Source organism: Mesorhizobium caraganae (genome assembly GCF_016836705.1).
GTDB lineage: Bacteria > Pseudomonadota > Alphaproteobacteria > Rhizobiales > Rhizobiaceae > Mesorhizobium > Mesorhizobium caraganae.
The window spans coordinates 100,045-112,063 of record NZ_JAFCGY010000002.1; the positions used below are offsets into that span (position 1 = coordinate 100,045).

Here is a 12,019-nt window from a genome sequence, read left to right on the forward strand (position 1 = left end):
GACATGACAAATCCGGTTCTGGTCGAAGTTTTGCGCGGCGCGATCGTCGAGAGCGCCCATCGCGGCGCTGTCGCGGTCTTTGATGGCGACGGCAAGCCTGTATGGGAAATCGGCGATACGGCGAAGCCGGTGTTTCCGCGCTCCGCGGTGAAGGCAATCCAGGCATTGCCGCTGGTCGAAACGGGTACCGCTGACGCCTATGGCTTCGGTGACCGCGAACTGGCGCTCGCCTGCGCCTCGCATTCCGGCGAACCCGCGCACGTCGAATTGGCGCAGGCGATGCTGGCCAAGGCCGGCCTCGACAAATCAGCGCTGGAATGCGGCGCGCATTGGCCTTCCAGCCATGGTGCGGAGATTGCACTGGCCCGCGCAGGCGGCTCGCCAAATGCGCTGCACAACAATTGTTCCGGCAAGCATTCCGGCTTTCTCTGCACCTGTGTGCACGCAGGAATCGCGCATCGCGGCTACGTCCAGGCAGGCCATGCCTTTCAAGAGATGGTTCGCGACGCCATGCAGGCGGTAACCGGCGCTGCCCACGATTCCAATAGCCGGGCCACGGACGGCTGCTCGATCCCGACCTACGCGGTGCCGCTGAAGAGCTTTGCGCTGGGCTTTGCCCGCATGGCGACGGGCAGGGGCTTTGGCCCTGAGCGCGCCAAGGCGGCCAAGCGCCTGCTGTCAGCCTGCATGGCCGAGCCTTTCCTGGTTGCCGGCACCGGCAAGGCGGATGTGGCGCTGATGCAGGCCGCGCCCGGCCGCATCTTCGTCAAGACCGGCGCCGAGGGCGTCTATTGCGCCGCTGTTCCGGAGCTAGGCCTCGGCATCGCGTTGAAATGTGATGACGGCGCCGGCCGCGCCGCCGAGGTGATGATCGCCGCGGTGCTGGCAAAACTTCTCGGGGCTGACGAGGCGCTGGCGGCGAACCTTTTGGAACAGGCCAATCCGCCGATCGAAAGCCGCATCGGCGCCAAGGTCGGCGCGCTGCGGCCGACAGCGTCGCTCAGCTGACGCGGTTTCGCTCAACCGTCAGATGCGCATAGCCGGTATCGCTTGATTTGGCGAGATCGCCGGTTGCCGGCTCGGCCCAGCGCTGGCCGATGATGGCGCCGTTCCTGGCGCCGTCGATGACGTTGTCGGAAATGATGGCGTTTCCCGCCCCCTCGACCACCGTGACGGCAATGCCGGTTCCCGCGTTGCGGATGATGTTTCCGGTTGCCACCACATTGCGCATATAGGCGCCCCAGCCGATCTGCATGCCGTAGAGCGGCGCGTTCTCGATGATATTGCCGGTAACAGTGGTGTCGGCCTCGACGCTGATGCCGACGCCGAAGCCCGGCGCATCTGCGGGGTAGGGGCCTGTAGTCGACAAATTGCGCACGATGTTGTTCGAGCACACGCCCATGCGGCCGCCCTCGTTGAAATTGACGATCGAGATGCCGTTGGCAGCACCGTCGACGATGTTGTTGCCGATGATGGCTCCTTCGAAGGAGAACTCGGAATAGAGCGCCGTCTCGCCCGAGCGCGAGCAGGTGTTGCCGACGACCTGCAGATTGCTGGAACTGTTGGCGCGGATCGCCGAGAAGGCGCAGTCCGAGACGATGTTGCCGGAGATGGAGACATTGCCGGCGCGGAACGCGTTGATGCCGTTGCCGTTCTGACCGGTGCCGCCGCTGCGCGCGCCAACCCGCTGCACGCGGTTGCCGCTGACGATGGTGCCGTCCTCGGCCTGCTGCCAGCGATGCACGAGAATGCCGCCATTGCCGCAGTCGGACACGGTATTGCCCGATATCTCCAGGCCGGCGGCCTCTACCGAGTAGATGCCGGCGTCCGCTGCCCCCGAAATATCCGAGCGCTCGACGCGGCCGGATGCATGCTCCAACGCCAGCCCGTGCTTGCCGCTGCCGGTGATCATGCAGTTGTCGATGACCAGGTGGGCGACGCGGCGCAGGTCGAGCAACCCTTGCGCATCGTCGGCCAGAGAGCCGCTGGCTCCGTCGAAGACCAATGCGGTGAACTCGATATGCTCGGCCTGTTCGGCCGTGAGCAAACGGCCACCACCGCCATAGAGAACGCGTGAGGCGCCGGGCACGCCGGAAAGCCTGACACGGGCGGGCAGCGTCAGATTGGAGACGACGTAGTTCCCCGGCGGCAGGAACACCGGCGCGTTGCGCTCGCTCGCCTCGGCAAGCATCCTGGCGAAGGCTTTGCTCTGGTCGTCCGCTGCGTCCGGCTGCACGCCAAGCTCGGCGGCGTTGATCGAGCCGCGCGCTGCCGCCTTAGCCAAGATGTTGCCCGACGAAAGACCGAGCACGGCAAAACCGGCCGTCCTCTTCAGCAGCGCTCGTCTGTTCAACATCGGCACATCCTTTGCGATCCCCGACTTAACCGCAGGAATCGTGCCAGCCGCAGCGGTCTTCGCTCGGTCCATAGTCCGGCCAATGACCGGGTCCGGCAAGTGGCTTGTACAGTCGCCGAAGCGGGCCTAAGTTCCGTGGATGAGCAGAGCTTTCACCCGTGAGGAAGACAGCGAAAACGCCATCGCCGGCATCGGCGAGCGGCCGATCAGCCCGCACCGCAATCTGGTGACGGAGCGCGGGCTGGCGCAGATCGAGGACAATCTGACCGATCTGCGCGACATATTGGCGAAAGCCGAGAGAAAAGCAGACCGCGAGCGCATCGCCGTCGTGTCGCGCGACCTGCGCTACTGGACCGCGCGCCGCGAAAGCGCCGAACTCTCCGTGCCGGAGCCGGGCAGCGACCAGGTGCGCTTCGGCATGGGCGTCACGCTGGAAGGCGACGACGGCAAGAAGGTGCACTGGAAGATCGTGGGCGAGGACGAGGCCGATCCGTCAAAGGGCAGCATTTCCCACGTCTCGCCGATGGCGGTGGCGCTCTTCGGGAAGAAGGTCGGCGACGTCGCAAGCGTCAACGGCAAGGAATGGGAAATCGTCAAACTGTCGGAGAGCTAGTTTTCAAGCTTGATGATATGGTCGCGGAAGAATGCCGCTGCACCCGCTTCATCGATTTCGCTGGCCGCCACCATCATAACCAACTGAATGATATCCGCCTGCTCGGCTTCAAGACTGAACCCGTTGAAATAGAGAAACAAGTCCGCCGCGGCGAAAGCGGTGCGCTTGTTGCCGTCAACGAACGGATGGTTCTTGGCGATGCCGAAAAGATAGGCAGCTGCCAGTTCGCAAAGATCGGGCTCGCCGTAGGCCTCTTTCTGCTGCGGTCTGGCGAGTGCCGATTCTAGCATGCCTTCATCGCGGATACCCGGCGCACCGCCGTGAAGGCGTAACTGTTCGGCGTGCATCGCTTCCACAAATTCCCGCGAATGATGTTCGATCATTTCGCCAGCGCGCGGTAGGCTACCTCGTATTTCTTCATCCGCTCACGCGCGATCTTCATCTTGCGCTCGAATTCCTCGGCGGAGTCCTCGGTGCGCCGCAGACGAAGCTCATCGCCTTCCTGGACGATGACGATGCTGTCACCGGCCTTGAGGTTCAGGCGGTCGAGAATTTCCTTGGGCAAAATCACGCCCTCCGAATTGCCGATCCTGCGAATGATGGTGTTCATAGCAAAGCGTCCTGTTGCAACGCCAATTATAACTTGATGGTCATGCTGTTGCAACAGATATTATAACTTTCTGACCTCTTTACCCCGCCAGCAGCCGGCCCAGCAAACGATCCGCAGCTTCCGGGATAACCGTGCCCGGCGGGAAGATTTCCGCAGCACCAGCCGCAAGCACCGCATCATAATCCTGTGGTGGGATGACGCCGCCGGCGACGATCAATATGTCGGCGCGGCCGAGTTTCTTCAGTGCATCGCGCAGTTCGGGGATCAGCGTCAAATGTCCCGCCGCCAGTGACGAGGCGCCGACGATATGGACGTCCTGCGCGACCGCCAGCTTGGCGATCTCGTCCGGCGTCTGGAACATCGCGCCGACGGTGACGTCGAAGCCGAGATCGGCGAAAGCCGTGGCGATGACCTTCTGGCCACGGTCGTGGCCGTCCTGTCCCATCTTGGCGACCAGGATGCGCGGCTTGCCGCCGGATTTCTTCTCGAAAGCTTCGAGCTTCTCCAGCAGCCGGTCGACCGTCAGATTGTCGCCAAGCGCGTTGCGATAGACGCCGGAGATCGTCTGCACCGAGGCGACATGGCGGCCAAAGACCTTTTCCAGCGCCAGCGAGATCTCGCCGACCGTGGCGTTGGCGCGCGCGGCGCGGATGGCAAATTCCAGCAGGTTTTCGTTACCTTGCGCAGCGCGGGTCAGCGCATCGAGCGCGCTCTCGACCGCGCCGACATTGCGCGTGCCTTTCAGGTTCTGCAGCTTCGACAATTGCCGGGCTCGGACCTCGGCATTGTCGATCTTCAGCACGTCGACCTCGATGTCGTTCTCCGGGCGATGCGCGTTGACGCCGACCAGCATCTGTTCGCCGGAATCGATGCGCGCCTGCGTGCGCGCCGCCGCCTCCTCGATGCGCAGTTTTGGGATGCCCTGTTCGATCGCAGCGGCCATGCCGCCAAGGCTCTCGACCTCCTCGATATGTGCAAGCGCGCGCGCTGCCAGATCATGCGTCAGCCGCTCCAGATAGGCCGAACCACCCCACGGGTCGACAATGCGCGTGGTGCCGGATTCCTTTTGCAGGATGAGCTGCGTGTTGCGGGCGATGCGGGCCGAATGGTCGGTCGGCAGCGCCATCGCCTCGTCGAAGGAATTGGTGTGCAGCGACTGGGTATGGCCCTGCGTCGCCGCCATCGCCTCGATCATGGTGCGGGTGATGTTGTTGTAGGGGTCCTGCGCCGTCAGCGACCAGCCCGACGTCTGGCAATGGGTACGCAACGACAGCGAACGCTCGTCCTTCGGCGCAAAATTCTTCTGCATCAGGCTCGCCCACAACAGGCGCGCTGCTCTGAGCTTGGCGACCTCCATGAAGAAGTTCATGCCGATCGCCCAGAAGAAGGAAAGCCGTGGCGCGAAACGGTCGATATCGAGACCGGCGGCGACGCCCGCACGTGCATATTCGATGCCGTCGGCGATGGTGTAGGCGAGTTCCAGGTCCGCCGTCGCGCCGGCCTCCTGCATGTGATAGCCGGAGATCGAGATCGAATTGAACTTCGGCATGTGCTTGGAGGTGTAGGAGAAGATGTCCGACACGATCCGCATCGAAGGCTTCGGCGGATAGATGTAGGTGTTGCGGACCATGAACTCCTTCAGGATGTCGTTCTGGATGGTGCCGGCGAGATCCTTCTGCGCAACGCCCTGTTCTTCGGCTGCCACGATGTAGAGCGCCATGATCGGCAGCACGGCGCCGTTCATGGTCATCGACACCGTCATTTCGTCGAGCGGGATTCCGTCGAACAATTGCCGCATGTCGAGGATGGAATCGATGGCCACGCCCGCCATGCCGACATCGCCGGCAACGCGCGGATGATCGCTGTCATAGCCGCGATGGGTGGGCAGATCGAAGGCGACCGACAGGCCCTTCTGGCCGGCGGCGAGATTGCGCCGGTAGAAGGCGTTGGATTCTTCGGCCGTCGAGAAGCCGGCATATTGCCGGATCGTCCACGGCTGCTGGACATACATGGTCGGGTAGGGGCCGCGCACGAAGGGCGGCATGCCCGGATAGGTGTCGAGATGGGTGAGGCCCTTGAGGTCGCCCTGACTATAGAGATGCTTGACGGCAATGCCTTCCGGCGTCAGCCGCTGGCCCTTGACCTCGATGGGTGCGCGCCGTGGCGCCGACCAGCCGATCTCTGAGAAATCCGGGATCAAGGTGCGGCTCCGATCGACTGGTCGATGCGGACCGGAAACAGGGCCTCACACACCGCCACGCCCTCGGTGAAAGGAGGCCGCCGCTCGGCCGCCAGCGTCTCGACCGGCGTTTCGCTTTTGAGCGGATAAAGCGTGGTGCCGATGATTGCCCGTTCACCCGACCGGTAGGCCTCGGCGCGGCGCTCGGATGCCGCCTTGACGCGCGCCTGGATATGGCCGTGCTGCAGGCTTGCCAGAACGCCGCCTTCCGCTTCGATCCTCTGGAATTCTGCCCACGCCGCTTCGCACAGGCCCAAGGTCAGCGCCTCGACCGCGCCCGAGCCATAGGTGGGGTCGGCGACGTGGTCGATATGGCTTTCATTGGCCATGATCAGCTGCGCGTTGCGGGCGATACGGCGGGCAAAAGGCGCCGGCAAGCCATGCGCGATCGTGTGCGGCAGGACGGAGATCGAATCGGCGCTCCCGGCGGCTGCGGCAAAACCGGCGATCGCAGTGCGTAGAATATTGGTCTCGGGGTCGGCTGCCGTCATCATGCGGAACGACGTCTCGGCATGGATATTGGCGGTCGAGGCCGGGATCGAGCACGTCTCCTGGATTCGCCCCCACAGCCTGCGCAGCGCCCGAACCTTGGCCGTCGACAGGAATTGGTCCTGGTCGACGCTCAGGGCAAAGCCGATATGCGGTGCGGCATAGACAAGCGGCTGGCGCGCGTCCTCGAACATCCTGAGATAGGAGACCGCAGAAGCGAGCATGGTGCCGAGCTCCTGCGCCTCGGTGGCGCCGGCATTGTGGAACACCCGCCCGTCCGCCTCGAGCAATACGCCCGGCACGCCAAGCGAGAAGAAATGTGCCAGCGATTGCGGCATCGATGCCTGCAAGGCCTCGATCGACATCCGCAGCCGGCCGGTTCCGGCAAAGATTGCCGCCGGGTCGATGCCGAAGGAGAGGTTGAGTTTCGCCGGGTCGGAGCGGCGCTTGCTCAGGAACGCCACCAGCCAGTCGGCGACGGCGCGGCTCCAGGGATGGGCGTCGATGCGGATCTGCACGCGGTTGAGCGGTATGCCATCGAGCACCGTCTCCAGCGCCTGCGCCGTCCGCGGCAGGCCGTAGCCGAACGCATTCGGGGCGCCTTCGAAGACCAGCGACAGGCCCGTCGCGCCTTGCGCTACATCGTCCAGAGCCTGCGCCTTGGCGCGGCCGATATCGGGATCGTCGATGCGCTGGCTGACGATCCAGGGCAGTTTGGGGTTGGCGCGCACAAGCGGTTCGGCGCCAGCGGCGCGATCGTAGAGCGGCTCTATGCGAATGGCGTCGTCGGTGTGCGACACCAGCCTGTCCTCGAAGGATGCGCCGGCCAACGCCTTTTCGGCCAAGGCCAGCCAGCGCTGGCGCTCGACGTTTGTGGGTTCGACTTCCTTGGTCAAGGCTCCGGCGCCCATCCATTTTCCTCGTTCTTATGCGGCCGCACCAGCCGGGAGCGGTTCAGTCTACGGTCCCCTGTCCGATATCGCAATGCAATGCGCCTTCAGGGTCCGAACTCGATCTCTCTGATATAGGTCAGCCTGCGTGGACGAACCATGAACGATTGCCAAACACCGGCAAAATCCGCAAGCTCCAAAAGGCCGATTTGAGCATTGGTCCAGTTTAGACAATTGGCCCATCTGAGGATTTGGATTGTCGCTGTGCAACGGCCTCACTATACGTGCGGCAAGGCCATCGGCTTTAACACCAGTTTGCGGAGACATGGACATATGGCTGACGAGACCAGCATTTTCCTCGGCGCCAGCCGCAAGCCCGACGACAGCTATCAGCGCGCCGAACAGCTTTTGCTGCAATATGGCAACCGCCATGGCCTGATTACCGGCGCCACTGGCACCGGCAAGACGGTCAGCCTGCAGATCCTGGCCGAAGGCTTTTCCAATGCCGGCGTGCCGGTGTTCTGCGCCGATATCAAGGGTGACCTGTCCGGCATCGCCATGATGGGCAAGGCGCAGGATTTTCTGGTCAGGCGAGCCGAACAGGTCAAGCTCGACCCTTACGACTTCCAGGAATTTCCGGTCATCTTCTGGGACCTGTTCGGTGAGCAGGGCCATCCGATCCGCGCCACCGTCTCGGAAATGGGACCGCTGCTTTTGTCGCGGCTGATGAACCTCTCCGAAGCGCAGGAAGGCATCATGAACATCGCCTTCCGCATCGCCGACGAGGACGGCCTGCTGCTGCTCGACATGAAGGATCTGCAGGCGCTGCTGGCCAACATCGCCGAGCGCGCCGAGGAGATCAGCTCGCGCTACGGCAATGTCACCAAGCCGTCGGTCGGCGCTATCCAGCGCACGCTGCTGGTGCTGGAACAGCAGGGGGCGGCGAATTTCTTCGGCGAGCCGGCTTTGCGCATCGCCGACATCATGCGCACCACCCGCGACGGCCGCGGCGCCATCAGCGTGCTTGCTGCCGACAAACTGATGATGAACCCCAGGCTCTACGCCACCTTCCTGCTCTGGCTGATGTCGGAGCTGTTTGAGGAATTGCCCGAGGTCGGCGACCCCGACAAGCCGAAGCTGGTCTTCTTCTTCGATGAGGCGCATCTGCTTTTCGACGAAGCGCCGAAGGTGCTGATCGACCGCGTCGAGCAGGTGGTGCGGCTGATCCGCTCGAAGGGCGTCGGCGTCTATTTCGTCACGCAGAACCCCTTGGATATCCCTGAAAAGGTTCTCGCCCAGCTCGGCAATCGCGTGCAGCACGCGCTGCGCGCCTACACGCCACGCGAACAGCAGGCCGTGAGGACGGCGGCCGAAACGTTCCGGCCCAATCCCGATTTCGATTGCGCCACCTCCATCACGCAGCTCGGCACCGGCGAAGCGCTGGTCTCGACGCTTGAGGCCAAGGGCGTGCCGTCCATGGTGCAGCGAACGCTGATCCGCCCGCCATCGTCCAGGCTTGGCCCGATCACAGTGGATGAGCGCCGCAAGCTGATCGACCAGAGCCCGGTAGCCGGCCAGTATGAACAGACCGTCGACCGCGAATCGGCCTTCGAGATGCTGCAAAAGAAGGCCAAGGGAGCGCAGGAGGCGGATGAGCAGGCGCAGCAGGCCGGCAGTGGCCGCTCAGGCTGGACCATTCCCGGCTTTGGCAACGATACGCCGCCGCAGTCCGGTGGCCGCCGCGCGCCGGCGCCGAGACCCTCCAACCGCCAGACCGTCGCCGAAGCCGCGATCAAAGCTGTCGTGCGCTCGGTCGGCTCGTCGGTCGGACGGGCGATCGTGCGCGGGATTCTGGGCAGCCTATCCAGGGGGCGGTAGGAAAAACCTAACCGAAGCGGTTGCTCGGTTGGCCTCGCTCCCCCGGTCGGAGCGCAAACAGTCCGCCCTCATGTGGGTGCGCGTCAAGGTGGTTGGTGGTCATGGTGAAGCGCGCCGAGGTGACGAAGAGCGTATCGAGATTGGCGCCGCCAAAGGCGCAGCTTGTCGGCCAGGAGCAGGGCAGGTCGACGATCCTGTCCAGCCGGCCGTCCGGCGCGATGCGGACGAGGCAGCTGCCGCCCACGACCCGGCAATTCCAGATGTGACCTTCGGCATCCATGCAGGAGCCGTCGGGCAGGCCCCGCTGGAAGTCGCCGAAAAGCAGCCGCCGGTCAGTGAGCCCTGAAGAGCCGCCGTCCCAGGCATAGCTGTAGATTGCGTTTTTAATCGTGTCTGCGGTCACGAAGCGACCGTCCTGTGTCCACACCATGGTGTTGGTGATACCAAAATGCTCTTCGGACAGGCGCGTCACGCCGCCGTCGGGGGCCATTCGAAACAGCTGCCCGGCATCCTGCGTGATGGTCAGGGGCGCGTCATCTGATCCGATGTTGTTGGCCATCGTGCCGACCCAGAACGAACCATCGGGCGCGACGACGCCCTCGTTCAGCCGTATGTCGGGCCTGTCCGGCTCGATCGTCGCAATGGTTTGGAACGGCCCGCCGAAGTCCCACACGGCAATCGCGTTCCTGAGGCCGACAATGGCGCCGCCATCGGCGCGCAAGCCGATCGAGGTGACCAGATCGGGCGTCTCCCAGGATTCGTGAGCCAAGGTCAGCGGGTCCAGCCTGTGGATCCTGCGACCGATAATGTCGACCCAAACCAGCCGGTCGCGGCGATCGTCCCAGATCAGGCTCTCCCCGACGATGTCTCGTGCATCGAAGACCAAGCGGGCATTCATATCGTCCATGCGGTTCCTCCAGGTCAGCGCATCCAGAAACACCATTGACATATATCTTTAGGGTGAATTAACAACAGTTGGATAACAACCTGTCATACAGGTTTCAAGGGAGCATTATGCAGGATCCGACGGAGACAGGGGGTGAGCCGAGCCCCGGCCTTGTGAGCACGGCGATCCAGGCGATCACCCAGCACATCCGCTCGGAGGGCCTTGCGGCCGGCGATCCGTTGCCAAGCGAAGCGGCCATGACGCGCCAGCTCAATGTCTCGCGAACCGTCGTGCGCGAGGCGTTCCGGTCGCTTTCCGCAATGCGCCTGATCGACATGAGCGCCGGGCGCCGTGCCACGGTTGCCAAGCTCGACACCGGCGCCATGTCGATGGTGATCGAGCACGGCATCACCACGCAGCAGATCAGCGTCCATCAGGTCTATGATGTCAGGCGCACGATCGAGATGCGCACCGTGGCGCTCGCGGCGCTCCGCCGCACCGAGGCAGAAGCCGCCGCGATTGCGCAATCGGCCAGGCTGATGCGTGAGAATTTCCAGAACCCCGAGATTGTCATGGAGCATGACATCGCCTTTCACGAGGCGATCGCGGCGGCCTCGCACAACCCGGTCTTCTCGCTGATCGTCACCGCCTTCAGCGGGGTCACGCGCCGCACCTGGGTGATCGGCTGGCGGACACGCTCCTCCAGCGAAGACCAGCTCAAAATGATCAAGGGGCACGAGGACATAGCCGAGGCGATCCTCAAGGGCGATCCAAGACTGGCGGCCGAGCACATGGCGCAACATTTCGACAAGAGCGTCAAGGCGCTCCTCGACGCGGGAATTGCCTGACATGAAGATCACCGCGGTCGAAACCATTCGCATCGAGGAGCGGCCCAACCTTCTCTGGGTAGAAGTTCATACCGACGAGGGCATCACCGGGCTCGGCGAGACCTTCTTCCTGTCGCGCACCGTCGAGGCCTATGTGCACGAATATGTAGCGCCACGGGTGATCGGTCGCGATCCGCTCGAGATCGACCTTTTGTCCGCCGACCTGGTCGGCTATCTCGGCTTCCGCTCCAGCGGCGCCGAGGTGCGCGGCAATTCGGCCTTCGACATCGCGCTCTGGGACATTTTCGGCAAGGTCACCGGCCAGCCGATCGCGCAGCTTCTGGGCGGCTTCAGCCGCCGCTCCATCCGCACCTACAACACTTGTGCCGGCACCGAATACATCAAGGACGCCAAAGGCCAGACGACGGCCAATTACGGCATCGGCGCCGGGCGCGACTATGACGATCTCAACGGCTTCCTCAATCGCGCCGGCGAGCTGGCCGAGGAGTTGCTCGAGGACGGCATCACCGCCATGAAGATCTGGCCGTTCGATCACGCCGCCGAAAAGACGCGTGGCAACGACATCTCGGCGGCCGATCTGAAATCCGCGCTGCAGCCATTCGAGAAGATCCGCCGCGCCGTCGGCGACAAGATCGACATCATGGTCGAGTTTCATTCGATGTGGCAGCTTTTGCCGGCCATGAAGATTGCCGGCGCGCTGGAACCTTATGCCACCTACTGGCACGAGGACCCGATCCGCATGGACAGCCTCGGCGACCTGAAACGCTACGAGGCGGTCAGCCCGGCGCCGATCTCGGCCTCCGAGACGCTGGGCAGCCGCTGGGCCTTCCGCGACCTGCTCGAAACCGGGGCTGCCGGCATCGTCATGCTCGACATCTCCTGGTGCGGCGGCCTGTCGGAGGCGCGCAAGATCGCCGCGATGGCGGAGGCCTGGCGGCTGCCAGTCGCACCGCACGACTGCACCGGTCCGGTCGTGCTCGCCGCCTCGACGCATCTGTCGCTCAATGCGCCCAACGCGCTGGTCCAGGAAAGCGTGCGCGCCTTCTACCGCACCTGGTACCGGGACTTGGTGACGGCGTTGCCTGAAGTCAAGAACGGCATGATCACCGTGCCGCCGGGACCGGGCCTGGGGCTGGCGCTCAACCCCGACCTCGGCAAGGCCTACACCGTCCAGCGCCGCGTCTCCGACAACACCGACATCTAGGAAATC

11 protein-coding genes are annotated in these 12,019 nt (G+C 63.8%); 5 read left to right on the top strand and 6 right to left on the bottom strand.

The annotated features are described in order from the left end of the window. The first annotated feature begins 3 nt into the window (after positions 1-3). Positions 4-1,008 (top strand): asparaginase, encoded by a 1,005-nt coding sequence (locus tag JQK88_RS08040; RefSeq protein WP_192256523.1) that lies wholly within the window; start codon positions 4-6, stop codon positions 1,006-1,008. Here the strand turns inward: JQK88_RS08040 and JQK88_RS08045 are convergent. Further along, on the bottom strand, positions 1,001-2,356 hold the full coding sequence (locus JQK88_RS08045; RefSeq protein WP_203278014.1) for a TIGR03808 family TAT-translocated repetitive protein: 1,356 nt from the start codon (positions 2,354-2,356) through the stop codon (positions 1,001-1,003). The two genes, JQK88_RS08040 and JQK88_RS08045, sit on opposite strands and share 8 nt — an antisense overlap. Before the next feature lie 139 nt (positions 2,357-2,495). On the opposite strand from JQK88_RS08045, the gene greA reads away from it, so the two are divergent. Continuing rightward, entirely contained in the window at positions 2,496-2,969 is a 474-nt protein-coding gene (gene greA, locus JQK88_RS08050) for a transcription elongation factor GreA (RefSeq protein ID WP_192256527.1), read from the top strand. Here greA and JQK88_RS08055 read toward each other — a convergent pair. The 4 genes from JQK88_RS08055 to JQK88_RS08070 all read right to left on the bottom strand — a co-directional run bounded on the left by JQK88_RS08055 (position 2,966) and on the right by JQK88_RS08070 (position 7,218). Then, positions 2,966-3,352, bottom strand: a complete 387-nt coding sequence (locus JQK88_RS08055; protein ID WP_192256529.1) for a type II toxin-antitoxin system death-on-curing family toxin — start codon at positions 3,350-3,352, stop codon at positions 2,966-2,968. The genes greA and JQK88_RS08055 overlap by 4 nt on opposite strands. After that, on the bottom strand, positions 3,349-3,579 hold the full coding sequence (locus JQK88_RS08060; protein WP_192256531.1) for an AbrB/MazE/SpoVT family DNA-binding domain-containing protein: 231 nt from the start codon (positions 3,577-3,579) through the stop codon (positions 3,349-3,351). Before JQK88_RS08060 ends, JQK88_RS08055 begins: the two co-directional genes overlap by 4 nt. A 79-nt stretch (positions 3,580-3,658) precedes the next feature. Further along, a complete protein-coding gene (gene scpA, locus JQK88_RS08065; protein WP_203278015.1) occupies positions 3,659-5,779 on the bottom strand; it encodes a methylmalonyl-CoA mutase in 2,121 nt (706 codons plus the stop codon). Continuing rightward, the gene (locus tag JQK88_RS08070; protein WP_203278016.1) at positions 5,776-7,218 is read right to left on the bottom strand and encodes a methylmalonyl-CoA mutase subunit beta; all 1,443 of its coding nucleotides are present in this window, start codon (positions 7,216-7,218) and stop codon (positions 5,776-5,778) included. Before JQK88_RS08070 ends, scpA begins: the two co-directional genes overlap by 4 nt. 312 nt (positions 7,219-7,530) lie before the next feature. Here JQK88_RS08070 and JQK88_RS08075 point away from each other — a divergent pair, with 312 nt between their 5' ends. Continuing rightward, positions 7,531-9,075, top strand: a complete 1,545-nt coding sequence (locus JQK88_RS08075) for a helicase HerA-like C-terminal domain-containing protein (RefSeq protein WP_203278017.1) — start codon at positions 7,531-7,533, stop codon at positions 9,073-9,075. A gap of 7 nt (positions 9,076-9,082) precedes the next feature. Here JQK88_RS08075 and JQK88_RS08080 read toward each other — a convergent pair whose 3' ends face one another. Beyond that, positions 9,083-9,982, bottom strand: a complete 900-nt coding sequence (locus tag JQK88_RS08080; RefSeq protein WP_203278018.1) for an SMP-30/gluconolactonase/LRE family protein — start codon at positions 9,980-9,982, stop codon at positions 9,083-9,085. A gap of 107 nt (positions 9,983-10,089) precedes the next feature. Between JQK88_RS08080 and JQK88_RS08085 the strand changes: the two genes are divergently transcribed. Beyond that, positions 10,090-10,809: a FadR/GntR family transcriptional regulator gene (locus JQK88_RS08085; protein WP_203278019.1), complete on the top strand. Its 720-nt coding sequence runs from the start codon at positions 10,090-10,092 to the stop codon at positions 10,807-10,809. A 1-nt stretch (position 10,810) separates the two neighbouring features. Continuing rightward, positions 10,811-12,013, top strand: a complete 1,203-nt coding sequence (locus tag JQK88_RS08090; RefSeq protein ID WP_192256543.1) for a mandelate racemase/muconate lactonizing enzyme family protein — start codon at positions 10,811-10,813, stop codon at positions 12,011-12,013. Positions 12,014-12,019: the final 6 nt, after the last annotated feature.